The organism is Streptomyces sp. Root1310 (genome assembly GCF_001426425.1).
Classification (GTDB): domain Bacteria; phylum Actinomycetota; class Actinomycetes; order Streptomycetales; family Streptomycetaceae; genus Streptomyces.
The window spans coordinates 338,704-355,075 of sequence record NZ_LMEQ01000023.1 but is presented as its reverse complement, the minus strand read 5'-3'; the positions used below and the strand labels follow the sequence as shown (position 1 = coordinate 355,075).

At 73.3% G+C, this 16,372-nt stretch carries 17 protein-coding genes and 2 pseudogenes; 8 read left to right on the top strand and 11 right to left on the bottom strand.

The window, feature by feature from the left end; genetic code table 11:
- Window positions 1-89: 89 nt before the first annotated feature.
- A complete protein-coding gene (locus ASD48_RS25665; RefSeq protein WP_057604068.1) occupies window positions 90-815 on the top strand; it encodes a DUF2470 domain-containing protein in 726 nt (241 codons plus the stop codon).
- Here ASD48_RS25665 and ASD48_RS25660 read toward each other — a convergent pair.
- Window positions 783-2,069, bottom strand: a complete 1,287-nt coding sequence (locus ASD48_RS25660) for a lactonase family protein (protein ID WP_057604067.1) — start codon at window positions 2,067-2,069, stop codon at window positions 783-785. The two genes, ASD48_RS25665 and ASD48_RS25660, sit on opposite strands and share 33 nt — an antisense overlap.
- A gap of 299 nt (window positions 2,070-2,368) precedes the next feature.
- Complete coding sequence (locus tag ASD48_RS25655) at window positions 2,369-3,625, bottom strand: FUSC family protein (protein ID WP_057604066.1); 1,257 nt, start codon at window positions 3,623-3,625, stop codon at window positions 2,369-2,371.
- Window positions 3,626-3,805: 180 nt separating this feature from the next.
- On the opposite strand from ASD48_RS25655, the gene ASD48_RS25650 reads away from it, so the two are divergent.
- Window positions 3,806-4,453 (top strand): TIGR03086 family metal-binding protein, encoded by a 648-nt coding sequence (locus ASD48_RS25650; RefSeq protein ID WP_057604065.1) that lies wholly within the window; start codon window positions 3,806-3,808, stop codon window positions 4,451-4,453.
- Between the two features lie 62 nt (window positions 4,454-4,515).
- Here the strand turns inward: ASD48_RS25650 and ASD48_RS45565 are convergent.
- Both ASD48_RS45565 and ASD48_RS25645 read right to left on the bottom strand, forming a co-directional pair.
- A pseudogene (locus tag ASD48_RS45565) lies at window positions 4,516-4,762 on the bottom strand (diguanylate cyclase); the annotation flags it as partial.
- Between the two features lie 19 nt (window positions 4,763-4,781).
- The gene (locus ASD48_RS25645; protein ID WP_057604064.1) at window positions 4,782-5,381 is read right to left on the bottom strand and encodes an HD domain-containing protein; all 600 of its coding nucleotides are present in this window, start codon (window positions 5,379-5,381) and stop codon (window positions 4,782-4,784) included.
- Window positions 5,382-5,429: 48 nt separating this feature from the next.
- Between ASD48_RS25645 and ASD48_RS25640 the strand changes: the two are divergent.
- The 4 genes and pseudogenes from ASD48_RS25640 to ASD48_RS25625 all read left to right on the top strand — a co-directional run.
- Window positions 5,430-5,663, top strand: a pseudogene (locus ASD48_RS25640) (hypothetical protein); the annotation flags it as partial.
- A 22-nt stretch (window positions 5,664-5,685) separates the two neighbouring features.
- Window positions 5,686-6,648, top strand: a complete 963-nt coding sequence (locus ASD48_RS25635) for an aminoglycoside phosphotransferase family protein (RefSeq protein ID WP_057604062.1) — start codon at window positions 5,686-5,688, stop codon at window positions 6,646-6,648.
- A gap of 91 nt (window positions 6,649-6,739) precedes the next feature.
- Complete coding sequence (locus ASD48_RS25630) at window positions 6,740-8,032, top strand: ROK family protein (RefSeq protein ID WP_057604354.1); 1,293 nt, start codon at window positions 6,740-6,742, stop codon at window positions 8,030-8,032.
- Between the two features lie 158 nt (window positions 8,033-8,190).
- Window positions 8,191-8,472, top strand: a complete 282-nt coding sequence (locus ASD48_RS25625; RefSeq protein WP_057604061.1) for a hypothetical protein — start codon at window positions 8,191-8,193, stop codon at window positions 8,470-8,472.
- 323 nt (window positions 8,473-8,795) lie between these two features.
- On the opposite strand, the gene ASD48_RS25620 is transcribed toward ASD48_RS25625, so the two are convergent.
- The 3 genes from ASD48_RS25620 to ASD48_RS25610 form a co-directional block, all read right to left on the bottom strand.
- Entirely contained in the window at window positions 8,796-9,758 is a 963-nt protein-coding gene (locus ASD48_RS25620; RefSeq protein WP_057604060.1) for an SDR family NAD(P)-dependent oxidoreductase, read from the bottom strand.
- 416 nt (window positions 9,759-10,174) lie between these two features.
- Window positions 10,175-10,831, bottom strand: a complete 657-nt coding sequence (locus tag ASD48_RS25615) for an HAD family hydrolase (protein WP_057604059.1) — start codon at window positions 10,829-10,831, stop codon at window positions 10,175-10,177.
- 37 nt (window positions 10,832-10,868) lie between these two features.
- The gene (locus tag ASD48_RS25610) at window positions 10,869-11,909 is read right to left on the bottom strand and encodes a PHP domain-containing protein (RefSeq protein ID WP_057604058.1); all 1,041 of its coding nucleotides are present in this window, start codon (window positions 11,907-11,909) and stop codon (window positions 10,869-10,871) included.
- Between the two features lie 116 nt (window positions 11,910-12,025).
- Between ASD48_RS25610 and ASD48_RS25605 the strand changes: the two genes are divergently transcribed.
- The gene (locus tag ASD48_RS25605; RefSeq protein WP_028806480.1) at window positions 12,026-12,262 is read left to right on the top strand and encodes a hypothetical protein; all 237 of its coding nucleotides are present in this window, start codon (window positions 12,026-12,028) and stop codon (window positions 12,260-12,262) included.
- 6 nt (window positions 12,263-12,268) lie between these two features.
- Here the strand turns inward: ASD48_RS25605 and ASD48_RS25600 are convergent, their stop codons facing one another.
- Together ASD48_RS25600 and ASD48_RS25595 are read right to left on the bottom strand one after the other, a co-directional pair.
- Window positions 12,269-12,745: a VanZ family protein gene (locus ASD48_RS25600; RefSeq protein WP_057604057.1), complete on the bottom strand. Its 477-nt coding sequence runs from the start codon at window positions 12,743-12,745 to the stop codon at window positions 12,269-12,271.
- A gap of 426 nt (window positions 12,746-13,171) precedes the next feature.
- Window positions 13,172-13,852 carry a DUF4230 domain-containing protein gene (locus tag ASD48_RS25595; protein ID WP_057604056.1) on the bottom strand — a complete coding sequence of 227 codons (681 nt, stop codon included), beginning with the start codon at window positions 13,850-13,852 and terminating at the stop codon, window positions 13,172-13,174.
- A gap of 437 nt (window positions 13,853-14,289) precedes the next feature.
- On the opposite strand from ASD48_RS25595, the gene ASD48_RS25590 reads away from it, so the two are divergent.
- On the top strand, window positions 14,290-15,243 hold the full coding sequence (locus ASD48_RS25590; protein WP_057604353.1) for a ribose-phosphate pyrophosphokinase: 954 nt from the start codon (window positions 14,290-14,292) through the stop codon (window positions 15,241-15,243).
- Window positions 15,244-15,407: 164 nt separating this feature from the next.
- Here ASD48_RS25590 and ASD48_RS25585 read toward each other — a convergent pair whose 3' ends face one another.
- Window positions 15,408-15,815 carry an anti-sigma factor antagonist gene (locus ASD48_RS25585; RefSeq protein WP_079073972.1) on the bottom strand — a complete coding sequence of 136 codons (408 nt, stop codon included), beginning with the start codon at window positions 15,813-15,815 and terminating at the stop codon, window positions 15,408-15,410.
- 164 nt (window positions 15,816-15,979) lie between these two features.
- Window positions 15,980-16,372, bottom strand: a complete 393-nt coding sequence (locus ASD48_RS25580) for a MarR family transcriptional regulator (protein ID WP_199875974.1) — start codon at window positions 16,370-16,372, stop codon at window positions 15,980-15,982.

Sequence of the window (16,372 nt, the reverse complement as noted above, 5' to 3'; positions counted from 1 at the left end):
GGTGTCCCGGTCGGACACGGTGCGGTCGTGGTTGGCGAACACCCGGATCTCCGATAGGTTAGGCAAGGCTTACCTAAGGAGGTTTTGGGATGGGTGACAGCCAAAGCTGGGCGGCCGTGCCGGCCACTGCCGAGCGGGCCCGTTCGGTACTCGCGGCCTCGTGGTCCTGCGCGGTGACCGCGGACGGCGGGCGCGAGGAGTTCGTCGGTGCGCACACCGTCGACGAGGACGGCCGGGTGATCCTGCACGTCCCCGAGGACAGCACCCTGCGGACGGCCGCCCTCTGCGCGCCCCGCGGCGAGCCGTCCGCCGTGCTGGAGTTCGCGGACGTGGCGCCCGTCCCGGTACGCGGCCGTATCCGTGCCCGGCTCTGGCTGGCCGGCTGGTTCATGCCCGAGGACGGCCACCTCGCCTTCCACGCCACCCGTGTCGTGCTGAAAGAGCCCACCGGCGCGGTCGTCGTCGGCCTCGACGAGTTCGCCGAGGCCGAACCCGACCCGCTCGCCACCGCCGAGGCGCACCTGCTCACGCATCTCGCCGACGCCCACCCCGACGCGGTGGAGCGGCTCACCAGGCTCGTCCGGCGGGACTGCCTGCACGGCGCCGTCCGGGTCCAGCCGCTCGCCGTCGACCGGCACGGACTGACGCTGCGCATCGAGCGCTCCCGCGCCCACGGCGACGTACGCCTGCCCTTCCACGCGCCCGCCGACGACGTCGGCCAGCTCACCGAGCGCATGCACGTCCTGCTCACCCAGGCGGCCGCCGCCGCCTGTCCCCGAGCCCTACAGCGGCAGCGCGCAGACGGCGACGGGTGACGCGAACGGCTCGCCCGCGAGCCGCAGCCCACCGTCGGCGCCGTCCACCCCGAAGACGCTGACCGTGCCGGAGCGCTGGTTGGCCGCGAACAGCAGGCCGCCGTCGGGGGAGAGGGCGATCTGCCGGGGGAAGTCGCCTTCCACCGGCACCGTGCCGAGCAGCCGGAGCCGGGCCCCGTCCGCCTCCACCGCGTAGCGGGCCAGGGTGTTGTCGCCGCGGTTGGCCAGGAAGGCGTACCGGCCGTCCGGCGTGACCGCCAGCTGCGCGGGATAGTTGCTGTCCGCCTTCGCGCCCGTGGACTGCGGCCTGCCGATGGTCAGCCGGCCGCTCGACGCCTCGTACGCGCAGACCGCGACCGTGTCGTCCGCCTCGTCGGCGAGGTAGGCGTACCGGCCGCCGGGATGGAACGTGAGGTGACGTGGACCGGCGCCCGCCCGGGTGTGCGCCTGCGCGACCTCCGTGAGCGTCCCGGCCCGTTCGTCCAGGCGGTAGCTGTACACGGTGTCCGTGCCGAAGTCGACGGCGAGGACATGGCCGCCGTCCGGAGCCGTGATGAACTGGTGCGCGTGCGGGCCCTGTTGACCCGACCGGGGCGCCGGACGGCTGTGTGTCACCCGGTCGGTGCGCTCGCCGAGCGCCCCCGAGGCGGCGATCGGGTGAACGGCCACGCTGCCCGAGCCGTAGTCGGCGCTCAGCAGCCACCGCCCGCCCGGATGGACCGACAGGTGGCAGGTGTGCGCCCCGCCCGTCGGCCGGCCGCCCAGCACTTTCCCGTCGGACAGCCGCACGGCGGTCACCGCGCCCCGCTCGCGTTCGTTCACCGCGTACAGCGTCGCGCCGTCCGGGTGCACCGCGAGATACGACGGGTCCTGGACGCCGGTGAGCGTGCCCCGCCCGGTGATCCGCCCCGAGGCGGGGTCGTACGAGGCGACGCCGATGCCCTTCCCGCCGCCCTCGGCGGAGGTGTAGGTGCCCAGGTAGAGCGGGCGGGGGCCGGTGGAACTGCGCGAGGGGTCCGGGGCGGTGGACGCCGACGCCGAGGGCTGCCCGGGCGGCGCGGCCTGTGGTGCGTCCGGGCTCTTCGCCGGGCCACCGTCACCGCCGTCGCCGTCGCCGCCGCTGCCGCATCCGGCGAGGGCCGACGCGGCGGCGGCGCCGCCGAGCAGCCCGACGAAGCCGCGCCTGCTCCAGGGTCCGCCGGGCCGCCCGGACCGGGAGGAATCCCGGTGCGTCGCTTCCGTCCCACTGCCCATGCCCGCACCTCAGGTCGTCGTACGCCTCCGCCGTGACAGCCACCTTGACCCGGACCGGCCGTCGAACGCAAAAGCGGATGCCCGGGCGCGGCGTTCGGACGGATGCGCCGCGGATCGGCGAGCGGTCGGGTGCGAGGAGGCGGGCGGCCGCCACGGTCCGGGCCGGCTGACGGCGGCTGCGGACGGCATCCAGGGGACGGTGCCCACGGGGACGCACGCGGGAACGGCACCCACGGCGACGGCGCGCAGGGGCGGCGACACCCGGGGACGGCACGCACGCCGACCTCGTCCGGGCCGGGTCAGGAAGAGCGCCTGCCGAACCCCGTGCGGTTCCGCCACAGCTCGTCCTGCACGCCCAGCCGCCTGCGCAGCTGGTTCAGCCAGGGCTTCCGCTCACGCTGCTCCCGGCTGTTGCGGTCCAGTTCCTCCAGAAGACGGCGGGTGCGGTGCTCGGTGTCGAGCTCGTCGATGATGCGGGTGGCCTCGGTCAGCACCGCGCCGTGCAGCTGCCACTGGCGGGCGTCGTGCTGGAGCTGCTCGAGCAGCAGCTGGGCCAGCTTGTCGCGGGTGGCCGCGGCCTGCCGCAGTTCGGCGGTGAGCCGCTCCTCGGCGGCGTCCGCGTTGAGGCTGACGCTCGTGGTCACCAGCACCGCGAAGCTGACCACCGCGTCGGCGATCTCGGACAGCAGCCGCTCCACGACCTCGCCGGTCCCGGCCGGGAACAGCGGGCGCGGCTCACGCTCCTTGGCGAGATCGGTCAGGCTCCGGGCGAACACCCGCAGCACGACCGTGCAGATCTCCAGCGTGTCCAGACCGGTGCGCAGCACCACCCGGTGCAGCAGCCCCTCGCGCACACGTGGATTGAACCGCAGGCTGTCCTCGGCCTGCCGCAGGGCCGCGTCCACCTCGACGATGTCGTGGTCCAGGCGGCGCGCCTCGTGCAGCCGCGCCGCCGCCTGCTCCACCGGGGTACGGCCCGACGCCTCCTCGCCGATGCGCAGCATCAGCTGGCGCAGCCGCCGGGCCAGCCCCTCGATCGACTCACCCGCCTCCTCCACCCACACCGGAGGCGGCAGCAGCAGATTGCATCCGAGCCCGACGAACGCGCCGATCAGCGTCTCCACCACGCGCGCCCACGCCGTGTCCCCGACGGTGGTCACGCCCAGCACCAGCATGGCGCTGATCGCCACTTCGGGCACGTACTCGTCGACCCGCACCAGATGCCCCACCGCCAGCGAGGACACGATCAGCAGCGCGAGGCTCCACCAGGTCAGACCCACCAGGAGGCTGAAGGCGATGGCCACGAGCACCCCGGCGACCACCGCGTTCACCCGGCGGATCCCGTTGGTGAGGGTCGCGTACAGGGTGACCTGGACGACGAGCAGCGCGGTCAGGGGCGCGGTGAGGGGCAGTGCCTCGGGGCTCAGGCGCAGTGCGATGACATAGGCGATCGTCGCCGCGGTGGCGGACCGCACCGCCTGGACGACGACGGGTTCCCGGTGGCGCTGTACCAATCGGACGAGCGGTGCCGCTCGCTCACGTACTTCTTCTTGCATTGACAGTCCAGTTCCCCGTACCCCACGACCTCGAACGTTTCTTCATCACCTCGCGACACGCGGCGGCCGACCGCTGCGTCGATCGGCCGCATCGAGGACGGTGGCTGTCCGCAAGCGGGCCTAGGTTGGTCTCGTCAGCCGGGGAACACACCGGGCACGGCGAACGGAGGGGGAAACTCCATGGTGGACAGCGCAGCCGCGGGGGACGAGGCGGTCACGGGCGGCCGGACCGGAGGGGCGGGCACGCCGGGCATCGAGGTCCTCACGAGGGCGCACGCCTACCTGCGGGAGGTGGTCGCGGCGGTCGGCGACGACCAGTGGGGCGCGGCGACCCCGTGCGAGGCGTGGACGGCACGCCAGGTGCTCAACCACGCCCGCATCGATCAGCAGGGCTACGGCCTCGCGCTCACCGGAGGCCGGCCCGACAGCGACCCGTTCCACCCGGCCGACGCGCTCGACGGCGATCCGGCCGCCGAGCTGGCGAAGGTGCTGGACGCGGTGGCCGGGGCGTACGACGGGCTGCCCGCCGACACCGGGCAGGTGCCGACTCCGCTGGGCCCGCTGCCGCTGCCCCTCGCGATCGGCGCCGCCGCGATGGACGCGGCCGTGCACGCCTGGGACATCGCCGTGGCCACCGGCCAGGACCGTCCGCTCCCGGCCGAGGCGGCCGAGGGGATCGGGCCGGCGGCGGAACACCTGGTGGACCGGCTGCGCGACTCCTTCAAGGTCTTCGCCCCGGCGCGGGAGACCCCGGACGACCACGACCGGTCGGCGACGCTGCTGGCCTTCCTCGGCCGCGACCCGCACTGGTCCCCGCCCGCGTCCTGAGCCGGACGGCGGGGCGGCCGGCCCAGGACGCCCCGCCGCGCCGCTCCGGGCGGCCGCCGGCACACCGACACCTGGCAGCGCGAGCGGTGCCGCAGCCGCAGTCGCAGCGCCTCGGCGATCCGCTCCGCCTGGGTCGCCTCCCGCGGCCGGAGCCTCCAGCACCTCCCGCCCGCGCAGCCGGCCCGGGCTCGTCCCGCACTCCGGGGCCATCGCCGGATTGGCAGGCAGGACGGCGCCGTACACCTCGCACACCGCGACCGGCACCGGCACCCGGTCGAAGAGCGGCAGCGCGCGGTTGCGCCACACCACGGCGTCCCGCCCGGCCCCCTCACCCGTGGACGGGATGCGCCGCCTGCCAGGCCAGGCGCAGATCCGCGCCCTCGCCGAGGCCGGTGAGGAACTCGTCGAGGTCCAGGAACTCCTGCCAGACGGGCCGCCCGCCCGCGCGCGACAGCTCGGCCACCACCAGGTCCTCCAGGTCGGCCACCCGCTTGTTCTTCCACACCTTGTCGGCCAGGCTCACCAGCAGATCCTCCACGGTCACGCCCGGCGCCCCCCAGGAGGCGTGCGTCCCGGCGAACCGCGCCGCGTCGGGGCGCACCCCGTGGGCCAGCAGCAGCTCCCGTCCGGCCTGCTCGTGGCGGGCGCCGGGGCCGGACAGCTCACCGGGGTACAGGGTCTTGCCGATGTCGTGCGTGGCCGCACCGAACAGCACGGCCTCCCGGTCCACGGCCAGCGCCGGGCAGTGCCGTCCGACCCAGCCGACGAGCCGGTCCGCGACATCGTGGACGGCCCGCAGATGAGCGACCAGCCGGGGCGGCGCACCGACCTCGTCCAGGAGTCTCGCCACCTCCCCGGGCAGCGGGCGCAGCACAGGGTCCGAGGTCTCGTCCAGGGCGATGGACAGCACGGTCGGGGCGGAGGTCATCCGACCAGCCTAATAACCGTCACCGGTACACCTCCGCAACCGGCGATGTTCGTCCAGCACCGCGTCGCCGCCGAGGCCGACGAGGCGTGGCGGCTGCCGGCCGCCGGGGCCCGTGTGTACGTCTGCGGCGACGGTTCGCGGATGGCCCCGGGTGTCCGGGAGGCGTTCCGTACCCTGTACCGGGACCGCGCACCCGGGGCCGGTGACACGGCCGCCGAGGCGTGGCTCGACGGACTGATCGCGGACGGCCGCTATGGGGAGGACGTTCACGCGGCCGGGTGACCGGGAGGAAGGAACGGGCGGGGTGACGGATTCCTGGGAGCGTGCCCGGAGCGTCCTGGAGACGGCGGGCATCCCGCCCGGCCGGCTGGCCCACGTGGGGCCGCTCGGCGGCGGCACGTACAACACCGTCGAGGAGCTCCGTCTCACGGACGGCGGCCACTACGTACTGAAGGTCGCGCCCACGGTGCCTGGCCTGAGCCACGAGACCCGACTGCTGTCCGCGGAGGCGGAGTTCTGCCGCGGCGCGGCCCTGGCCGATGTCCCGGCGCCGCGTGTCGTGGCCCTCGACGGGCAGTGGCTGCTGATGACGGTGTGCCCGGGCGACCCTTGGAACGGATCACCGGAACCCGCCGAACAGGCCGACCTGCGCAGGGAGTTGGGCGGTCAGGTCGCCCGGCTGCACCGGGTGACCGGGCCGGGCTTCGGCTACCCCTCCGGCGCCTTCGGCCCGCTCGCCCCCGACTGGCGCACGGCGTTCACGGCGATGTTCGACGCCCTCCTCGCCGACGCCCGCACCTACGGCGCCTGGCTGCCCCGTCCCGCCGACGAGGTGGCCGCCGTCGCGCGGACCGCGTACGACGCCCTGGACGAGGTGCGCGTTCCCCGCCTCGTCCACTTCGATCTGTGGCCGGGCAACATCCTGGTCGACCGGGTCGGCGGAACACCCCGGATCGGGGGCCTGATCGACGGCGAGCGCATGTTCTGGGGCGACCCCCTCGCGGACTTCGTCTCGCTTGCGCTGCTCGGGGACATCCGGCGGGACGAGCCGTTCCTGGAGGGCTACCGCCGGCCCGGAGGCCAGGCCGTGTTCGACCGGTCCGCCCGGCTGCGTCTCGCCCTGTACCGCGCCTACCTCTACCTGATCATGCACATCGAGACGGTCCCGCGGGCGTACGGCGCGGAACACGACCGCCGGCTGCGCGAGACGGTCGCGCCGGAGCTCCTCGCGGCACTGGACGAGATCGAATCCGGCGGCGTCTCTTAGCTCACATCGTGAACTAAGGGTTGGAGGAATGTCGCGCGAGGCTGCCGGCAGGGGTATGTTGCAGGTCGGGCAGGGGGCGAAGGGGAGCGACATGACGGGGCGGAACGGGCGCACGGTACGCGACCTGAGGCGGGCCAACCGTACGGCCGTGCTGCAACGGCTCTACTTCGACGGGCCCCTCAGCCGCTTCGAACTCGGCCCGACCACCGGCCTGAGCTCCGGTTCGGTGAGCAATGTCGTCGCCGACCTCGTCGCCGACGGCCTGGTCGAGGAGGCCGGCAGCGTCGACTCCGACGGCGGCCGCCCCCGGATCCTGCTGCGCGTCGTCCCCGCCAGCGGGCACATGATCGGCGTGGACGTCGGCGAGACCCGGGTGCGGATCGAGCTGTTCGACCTCACCCTCACCGAACTCGCTCGGGTGGAAAGGCCGTTGGAGCAGCGGCGGTACGAGGTCGACGGGATCGTCGGGCACATCAGGGACGGCGTCGCCGAGGTGCTGGGCGCCACCGGCATCCGCCCGGAACAACTGCTCGGGGTCGGTATCGGCGTCCCGGGCATCATCGAGCACACCCCGGAGCGGGGCGCCGTCGTGCACGGCCAGACGATCGGCTGGGACGCCGTTCCGCTGGAGGCGCTGCTGCGCGAGAGCGCGCTCCTCCCCGAGAGCGTGCCGTACTTCATCGACAACGGCGCCAAGACCCTCGGCCAGGCCGAGATGTGGTTCGGCGGCGGACGCGGTGCGCACAACGCGGTCGTCGTCCTCTTCGGCTCGGGTGTCGGCGCCTGTCTCGTCACCCCCGAGGTGGAGCACGGCCGGGCCGTCGAGTGGGGGCATCTGACCGTACGGGTGCGGGGCCGCCGCTGCCGGTGCGGCGCCCTCGGCTGTCTGGAGGCGTACGCGGGCGCCGAGGCGCTGCTGGAACGCTGGCGGGAACAGGGCGGCCGGCCGCCGGAGGGCGCGGACGAGGAGAGCGCGCTGACCGCGATGCTCGGCGCCGCCTACCCCCTCGGGAGCGCGCAGGCCCCCGACCCCGTGGCGCTCGAGGTGCTGGAGGAGACGGCCGAGTACCTCGGCGCGGGCCTCTCCGACCTGATCAACCTCTTCCAGCCCGAGCGCATCCTCATCGGCGGCTGGGCCGGACTCCAGCTCGGCGCCCGCTTCCTGCCCGCCGTACGCCGCCACGCGACCGCGTACGCGCTGCGTCACCCCGCGCAGAAGGTCACCGTGGAACTCGGGAGGCTCGGCCCCGACGCGGTCACCGTCGGCGCGGCGATCCTCCCGCTCGCCGACTTCTTCGCCCGGGGCGGCCGACGCCCGGAACCCACCCCCGCCGGCCCGGCTCCCGCCTGGCGCACGGTACTGGAGGAACGCGCCCCGCGTTGACCCGTGCCCCCGGCCCGCCACCGCCCCCGGGGACCCGCGCCTCCGGCCACGTCACGTTTCGTCGTTTGCCGTGGAGGTACTCGCCTCCTCGCCCGGGCGATCGTCGCCCGGGGGAGTCGTCCGCGCCCGGCTCGGCGGGACGGTGGAGGGAGGACGTCGTGGCCGTACAGCGCCCCGAAAGCCCCGGTGGGAACGGCAATCCCATCCCGCGTGACCTGCCGGACCAGCAGGCCGACGGGGGAGAGGACCACTGGGACGTCGGTACCCCCGGGCAGGCCGCCGGAGCCGGCGAGTCCGGTGCGTCGGGCGAGTCCGGCGGGGACGTGGAGAACGCGCAGGACGTTCCCGACACCGACGAGGCGGGTACCGGCCGGCAGGGCGCGCCCCACGCCGGCAGCGGCCAGTCCGACGAGCCCGTGCCCGAAGAGCCGGCCGACTGAGGAGCCGACACGGACAGGGCCGGACCGGATCCGCTCATGGCCCGCCCTCGGAGAGCTGATCGCCGAACCAGAGGTCGCCGCCGAATCAGACGTCGACGCCGAACTGGCCGCGCTCGACCTGCCCCTGCCGCTGCTCGTCGCCACGGCGGCCACGGTGCCTTCGGGCCCAACGAGCCGGCCGGCCGCCGGGCCGCGCGCCTCGCCCCGAACGCCACCTCGCGAGGTGTACGAGAACGCCGGCCACGGCCTTTTCGCCACCCACGCCGACCCGCCTCACCGCGGTTCTGGGGAAGTTCGCGGCAGGGAACCGACCCGGCGTCCCGTCACGCGAACGCGTTCACACCGGTCAGTCGTGCCGACAGCTCCCACAGCCGGGCCGCCTGCTCCGGGTCCGTCGCCCAGTCCTTGACGCCGACCCGTTCGCCGTCCGCCGGGGCGGCCTCCGCGATGTCGCAGTCCTCGAGGTAGACGCCGCCCCTACCGGCCAGCTGCGGCGAGGTCGCCGCCCACACCTGGGTGGCCGCGCCCTGCTCCGGGGTCTTGAAGCCCTCGACGTCGAGCACGTTGCCGTCCTCGTCGATCCAGCCGCGGTCCACCATCTCCTGCTTCGGCAGATGCCGCTGCAGGGGCGTGAGAATGCCGCCGGGGTGGAGGGAGAACGCGCGCACGCCCCGGTCCCGGGCCAGCCGGTCGAGGTGGCCGGCGAACAGCACGTTCGCGGTCTTGGCCTGCCCGTAGGCCTCCCACTTGTCGTAGCCCTCGCGCCACTGGACGTCGTCCCAGCGCATCCCCGAGAAGTGGTGGCCGCGCGAGGACACCGAGACGATCCGGGCGCCGCCGGGCTCGACCGCCGGCCAGAGCCGGTTGGCGAGGGCGAAGTGGCCGAGGTGGTTCGTGGCGAACTGGGCCTCCCAGCCGGGGCCGACCCGGGTCTCGGGGCAGGCCATGATCCCGGCGCTGTGGATGAGGAGGTCGATGGTCCGGCCGGACGCGAGGAACCGGTCGGCGAAGGCGCGCACGCTCTCCAGGTCGCCGAGGTCGAGGGTGTCCGTCTCGACACCGTCGAGGCCGGCGAGGTTCTCGCGGGCGGTGTCCGGGCGGCGCGCGGGCACGACGACCCGGGCGCCGGCCCTGGCCAGCGCGCGCGTGGTCTCCAGTCCGAGACCGGAGTATCCGCCGGTGACGACGGCCAGCTTCCCGGTCAGGTCGATGCCCCGCAGGACGTCGTCGGCGGTGCTCGTGGCGCCGAAGCCCGAGCCGATCTTGTGCTGTGCGGTGTCGCTCATGTCCGGAACGCTACGGATTGGAGTGCACTCGAAGTCAAGCGCCCGAGTCGCGCTCCCAGGGGTCGCGCGCCCGAAGTCGAGCGGCCAGGGACAAGCGCCCAGAGGTACGGGCGGGGGAGCCGCGGGGGTCCGATCGGTGCGGGCGGAGGAAAGCCCCGACCGGACGGGGGAATCACGGTCGGGGCGGTCTGAGCGTGGGCGCGGACGGCGGTCGCCTCTCGGCGAAAGGCTGCACAGGGCTTCAGCCGGACGATCGTCCCTGTGTGCAAAGGTGAGGCCCGGGGACACTGTCCCATCCACACCCACGAATGGTTCAACGGAGAACTTCCTAGGGGTGTTCCCGGGACCACGACCGTGTGCGGTGACGTGTGTCACCCGCACCGGAGGCGGACCCTCGCGGGACACCGTCGCGTCCCTCAGGCCAGCGGGCTGTCCGGCAGGGACGCCAGGAGCTCGGCGGGATCGGCGTACACCGCCTCCGCGCCCGCCTCCAGCAGGTCGGCGCGGGGGATGCCGCCGCACAGAACGCCCACGCAGCGCACCCCGGCCCGGCGGCCGGCCCGCATGTCCCAGACGGTGTCCCCGACGAACACCGCCCCTTCGGCGGGCGCCCCGGCCAGCTCCAGCGCGTGTTCCACGGGTTCCGGGGCGGGCTTGCCCTCCTCGACATCGTCCGCGCTCGCGGTCGCGGCGATGACGTCGTCCGCGTCGATGGCGCGCCGCAGGGCGGACAGCTCGGCCCCGCTCGCGGAGGTCGCGAGCACGACCGTCCAGCCGTCGCCGTGCAGCCTGCGCAGCAGCTGACCGGCGTCCCGCAGCGCCGGCAGCCGGTCGAAGTACTGCCCGTAGAGAGCCTTGTGGGCGGCGCTGATCCGGGCGTCCTCGTCCGTGTCCCGGTCGTCGCCGAGCAGGTGGGCGACGAGATCACCGGACCCCAGCCCGACCGCCCGGTGCACCGCGTGCATCGGGACCCGGTGGCCCGCCTGCCGGAACGCCTCCCACCAGGTGGTGACGTGTAGATGGTTGGTGTCGACCAGGGTGCCGTCGACATCGAACACGGCGGCGCGTGTCATCACGGGTCCTTTCTCTCGATCCCCCCCGGGTACCACCTCAGGCACCCGTCACGCCCGCCGGTACCCGCCCTTCCCGCGTCCAGGCCAGCAGGTCCGCCAGCGGCCAGGCGGTCACGATCCGTTCCTCCGGCACCTCGCACTCCTCGGCCCGCGCACAGCCCAGGATCTGCCAGTCCAGCTGGCCGGGCGCGTGCGCGTCGGTGTCGACCGAGAACAGCACGCCCGCCTCGACGGCCCGGCGCAGCAGCCGGCGTGGCGGGTCGAGACGCTCGGGCCGGCTGTTGATCTCGACGGCCGTACCGGACTCGGCGCACGCGGCGAACACCGCGTCCGCGTCGAACTCCGACTCCGGCCGTCCCCGCCCGGTCACCAGCCGCCCGGTGCAGTGGCCGAGGATGTCGGCGTGCGGGTCGCGCACGGCGTTCACCATGCGGCGCGTCATCGCCCGGGACTCCATGCGCAGCTTGGAGTGCACGGACACGACGACCACGTCGAGCCGTTCCAGCAGCTCCGGCTCCTGGTCCAGCGACCCGTCGTCGAGGATGTCGCACTCGATACCGGTCAGCAGCCGGAACGGCGCCCAGGTGGCGTTGAGCTCCTCGACCACCTCCAACTGCCGGCGCAGCCGCTCGGGAGAGAGCCCGCGGGCCACCGTCAGACGGGGTGAGTGGTCGGTCAGCGCGGCCCATTCGTGGCCGAGCGCGGCCGCGGCGCGGCCCATCTCGTCGATGGGACTGCCGCCGTCCGACCAGTCGGAGTGCAGATGACAGTCCCCCCGAAGCCGCTCCCGCAGCCGTCCGCCGGCGCCGTCCGTGAGCGGCTTGCCCGCCTCGTCCTCCAAGGTGCGCAGATAGGACGGCGTCTCCCCGGCGAGTGCCTCGCGTGCCACCTGGGCGGTCTTCGGACCGACACCCTTCAGTGTCTCCAGGGTCCCGGCCCCCGCCCGCTCGCGGACCTCTTCCTCGGGCAGCCGGGACAGGACGCGAGCCGCCGTGCGGAAGGCCTTCACGCGATAGGTCGGCGCCAGGGACCGCTCCAGCAGGAAGGCGATCCGGTCCAGGGCTTCGACGGGGTCCATCGCCACCTCCCGGGCTCCCTCGCGACCTCCTGGCTCCAGAGTTCCCCACCCGCACGCCGCCCGCACCAGGAAATAAGATGATTCGCCCAGGCGCGTTCCGTTTTATCCTCTATGGCATGACCGAAATCGCGAGCCTCCGCATCTCCCAGCCGCGGATCATGGTGCTCGGGGTCCAGCCGGGCCTGTCGCCGTTCCGCATCGTGGAAATCGACTCCGAGGTGGTCGGCGAGGCGAGGGACGTGACCGACGTCCTCGAGATCGCCGCCGCGTACGGAATCACGGTTCACGATCTCGACGACCCCGACGTCGTGCGATGGGTCGGCGGGGACCGGTACACCTGGACCCCGCGCTGACGGCGGTCAGGCCCCCTCTCGGGCACCCCGGCGCAGGTGCCGCTCCCGCGCGTGCACCGCGCGGCTCATCCGGCGGCCCACGAGCAGGTAACCGATCAGGGCCCCGGTGGTGTTGAGGATGACGTCGTCAATGTCGAAGGCGCGTCCGGTCACCACGGCGCCCTGGGCGAACTCCACCATCAGCATGACGGTCGCGGTCAGCAGCAGCACCCGCAGCAGCCCGCGTGCCCGGGGTGCCACCACCGGCACCAGGACGCCGAAGGGCACGCCGAGCAGGATGTTCCCGCCGATCTGCTTCACCGCGTCGCGGAGTTCGGGCTGGTCGAGGTAGGCACGCAGGGAGTCGCCGGGGCGCAGGTTGGAGTGCACCAGTGCCGCGGAGGCGGGTGACGGCTCCAGGGTGAGCCGGGCGAGGACCACGGCGAACGCCACCATGAAGGCGAACGCGAAGAGCATCGCCAGCAGCCGGAGCGGAAGCGGCAACGGCCGGCGCTCGGCGCGCTCCTCCTTCTTCGACCGGCCTGGCTTCGAGCCGGGCTTCGGGTCCGGCTTCGCGCTTGACTTCGAGCGGGGTTTCGGGACGGGCTTCGGGCCGGATGCCGAGCGCGTCCAGAAGGGGAATCCGCGCTTCGGGCCCGACTTCCCGGCCCCGTTCTTCGGTGAGGCGGGCTCCTCCGTCCTGGTGGCGCGTGGGCGGAACACGGCAAGTGGACGTAGAGCGGTACGGGCCATTCGGTCCTCCAGTCTTCAACTTTCCTGCGTGGGAGCGCGTTTACCCCCGAACGTCCGAGGGATGCGGTTCCGCCTCGCGGCCAGTGCCGGCCTCCGCGGTGGCCGACTCTCCCGGCGCCTGCGCGATGCCGATGCACCCCGCGTGCCGGGTCGGGTGTGGTCGGTCAGGCGTGGCCGTCAGGCGTGATAGGTCACCTTCACCTCCGTGAAGCCGAGGGAGCGCAGCAGCCCCTGGAGCATGTCGGTGGTGTTGGTCTCGGCGCGCGCGATCAGCTCGCTCTCCTTCGCCGCCTCGCCGATGTGCTTGACCGCCAGCTTCTGCACGGCCTGCTCGCCGCTCGGGTTGTCCGAGAAGAGGTCACCGAGGCGGTCGAACAGCCCGCGCTGCTTGGAGACCGCGTAGGAGCGGTCGGGGTCGAGCGCGGGTTTGCCGAGCAGGGCGTGCGGCAGCCGGAGTGTGGCCGAGGTGCGGTCCTCGTCGACCGTCACGTCCTTGTCGCCGACCTTGCCGAGGTCGACGTAGGCGTCCACGGTGCCCGCCCCGACGTACAGGGTGCGGGTGCCGCGGATCGCGTCGGGGAGGTACTTGGCGTCCTTCTCCAGGTCGACGACGACCTGGAAGTTCCCGGAGGCGGCGTCGTAGCGGCTCATGTCCTGGATGGACTGCAGCAGGGCGGGGCCCGAGCGGTCGTGGGTCTCGGTGCCGAAGAAGTCGCGCAGTCCCGGCAGCAGGCTCAGCCGGATTCCGGCGAACATCACGACGAGTACGACCACGACGGCGGTGAGCACCTTGGCCCAGCCGGGCATGCGCCGGGGGAGGCGTGTGGTGGGCTTCTCGGGCTTGGTGTCAGTCGTCATGCGACGGCCCTCCTTCCTCCTGTCCGGATGCCCGTCAAATCCCCTGTCAGACCGCGCTGTTGGCAACCTGTGACAGTGGGGGCACGGACGGCCTGCCGCTCAGGTGAGCGAGCCGGTGCGTGCCGAGTGGTCACCCCGGGACGCCGGGGGGAGGGGCCCGCCCCGCCGCCTCGTGGGCCGGCCGGGCCGGCCACCGGGCCGACGACGCGCGCCGTCCCGACCGGCGCGCGGTTCCGGCAGCCCACCCGGTTGGCCGCGTGGAGCGCTCCGGGGCCCGGCGGCGGGCGACGACGGGTTTCCCCGGGGTTCGAGGGGCTCCGAGGGACTTCGCGTGACCCGACGGGGCTCCCGCGCACTCCTGAGGGTGGGCAAAACGGACCCGGTCCGTAGCATGAGAGCTCCCCGCCCAGCCGGACATGATCAGCGAGGAGCCGATCGTGCGAGACATCTCCGTGTTCAGCGGCAGTGCCCACCCCGAGCTGGCAGCCGAGGTCTGTGCCCACCTCGGTGTGCCCCTGAGCCCCACCCGACTCAGCAGGTTCGCCAACGACTGCCTGGAGGTCCAGCTCCAGGCGAACTGCCGGGAACGGGACGTCTTCCTGGTCCAGCCCCTGGTCCGGCCCGTGCAGGAGCACCTGGTCGAGCTGCTGCTGATGTGCGACGCGGCCCGCGGGGCGTCGGCGGGCCGGATCACCGTCGTCATGCCGCACTACTCCTACGCCCGCTCCGACAAGAAGGACGCGCCCCGCATCTCCCTGGGCGGACGCCTGGTCGCGGACCTGATGGCGGCGGCGGGCGTCCACCGGGTCCTCGCCATGACCCTGCACTCGCCCCAGGTGCACGGCTTCTTCTCGATGCCCGTGGACCATCTGCACGCCCACCGGGAGCTGGCCGCCCACTTCCGCCGCTACGACCTCACCCGCACCACCGTGGTCTCGCCCGACCTCGGCAACGCCAAGGAGGCCGCCGCCTTCGCCCGGATGATCGGCGCCCAGGTGGCGGCCGGCGCCAAACAGCGGTACGCCGACGACCGGGTCAGTATCAGCGCGGTGATCGGCGAGGTGACCGGGCGGGACGTGATCGTCCTGGACGACGAGATCGCCAAGGGCAGCACGGTCCTGGAACTACTGGACCGGCTCAGGGAGTTGGAACCGAGGTCGATACGGGTGGCGTGCACGCACGGCCTGTTCGCGGCCGGTGCCCTCAAGCGGCTCAGCGAGCAGCCCGACGTGCTGGAGATCGTGTGCACCAACACCGTGCCGGTGCCCGCCGAGGAGCACACCGACAAGCTGCGGATCCTGTCCATCGCGCCGGCCCTGGCGGAGGCCGTGCGCCGTATTCACAACGGCGAGTCCGTCAGCGCCCTGTTCGACGCCGCGCGCGGCCGATAGCCCGGGACCGGGCAGGGCACGGGCTGAGGCACCGGTACAGGAGCAGGCACAGGAGCTGGCGCTGGCGCTGGGACTGGCCCTGACGCTGGGACTGGTCCTGGCATAGGGGGCGGGATGGCCGGGCGGCGGGGGCCGCGGGAGCGGGAGGAGCGCTTCGAGCGCCGTCATAACGTTCCGGAGGTGGCCTCGGGCTGTTCCAGGGCCGCGTCCAGCGTCGTGGCGGGCGGCAGCAGCCGGTACAGCCCCGTGGCCCGCAGGATCCGCAGGGTGAGCCGATGGGTGCAGACGAGGTGCAGATGCCCGCCGTGGTCCAGGACGCGCCTGCGGGCCCGGTACAGCAGGCGCAGCCCGGAGCAGTCGAAGAACTCGATCAGGCTCAGGTCGATCACGATCCGGGGCGCCGGGCCACCGGTCGCGTCGTCGAGGTGCGGGGTGATCTCGGTCGCCGCGACGATGTCGATCTCGCCGCGGAACTCCAGCACCGTGTACCCCCGGTCCTCACGGACGCGCAGATGCGGGGTGTCCGCTGCGGGTTTCTCCAGCACGACGACATCGCCTCCAACCCGCTCCACCGGTCGGGAGCCTCCAACGGCCGGGGAGCAGACAGCAGTTCCCCGCCCCAGCAAGTTACCCCCGATCGGATGAATTCCAGCATGTTCGATTGACATATGTCTTCGAAATGCAACCGACTCTGTCGGAGTTTTTTCGCGCCGTGAGCGAAGGGGTGCGTTGAGGACTAGGACAGCGCGTGCCAGGCCTTGGAGAGCGCTGTGCGCAACTGCTCCGCCTGGTGTGCGGTGAGCTCCCGCACCATGCGCTCCTCCAGTTCCCGCACGGGCCCGGCGTGCCGGTCGAGCAGCTCGCGGCCCTCGGTGGTGAGCAGGATCAGCAGCTCGCGCCGGTTGCGCGGATTGCGTTCGCGGCGGACGAGGCCACGTGTCTCGAGGGAGCGCACCAGATCGGCGATGGACTGGGCGGTCACGAAGGAGTCCCGGGCCAGCTGGGCCGCGGACAGGCCGTCGTGCCGTTCCAGCACGGTGAGCGCCGTGTACTGCAGGGCCGTGATCCCCGACGGCTTGACCAGCTCGTCCAGGTGGGATCGCACGACCAGCTCCACCTGCTTCACCAT

Excerpts from the sequence above, each read along its gene's own strand:
- ASD48_RS25665 (WP_057604068.1), top strand. The coding sequence starts at position 90 with ATGGGTGACAGCCAAAGCTGGGCGGCCGTGCCGGCCACTGCCGAGCGG.
- ASD48_RS25660 (WP_057604067.1), bottom strand. The coding sequence starts at position 2,069 with ATGGGCAGTGGGACGGAAGCGACGCACCGGGATTCCTCCCGGTCCGGG.
- ASD48_RS25655 (WP_057604066.1), bottom strand. The coding sequence starts at position 3,625 with ATGCAAGAAGAAGTACGTGAGCGAGCGGCACCGCTCGTCCGATTGGTA.
- ASD48_RS25650 (WP_057604065.1), top strand. The coding sequence starts at position 3,806 with ATGGTGGACAGCGCAGCCGCGGGGGACGAGGCGGTCACGGGCGGCCGG.
- ASD48_RS25645 (WP_057604064.1), bottom strand. The coding sequence starts at position 5,381 with ATGACCTCCGCCCCGACCGTGCTGTCCATCGCCCTGGACGAGACCTCG.
- ASD48_RS25630 (WP_057604354.1), top strand. The coding sequence starts at position 6,740 with ATGACGGGGCGGAACGGGCGCACGGTACGCGACCTGAGGCGGGCCAAC.
- ASD48_RS25620 (WP_057604060.1), bottom strand. The coding sequence starts at position 9,758 with ATGAGCGACACCGCACAGCACAAGATCGGCTCGGGCTTCGGCGCCACG.
- ASD48_RS25615 (WP_057604059.1), bottom strand. The coding sequence starts at position 10,831 with ATGACACGCGCCGCCGTGTTCGATGTCGACGGCACCCTGGTCGACACC.
- ASD48_RS25610 (WP_057604058.1), bottom strand. The coding sequence starts at position 11,909 with ATGGACCCCGTCGAAGCCCTGGACCGGATCGCCTTCCTGCTGGAGCGG.
- ASD48_RS25605 (WP_028806480.1), top strand. The coding sequence starts at position 12,026 with ATGACCGAAATCGCGAGCCTCCGCATCTCCCAGCCGCGGATCATGGTG.
- ASD48_RS25595 (WP_057604056.1), bottom strand. The coding sequence starts at position 13,852 with ATGACGACTGACACCAAGCCCGAGAAGCCCACCACACGCCTCCCCCGG.
- ASD48_RS25580 (WP_199875974.1), bottom strand. The coding sequence starts at position 16,372 with ATGGTGAAGCAGGTGGAGCTGGTCGTGCGATCCCACCTGGACGAGCTG.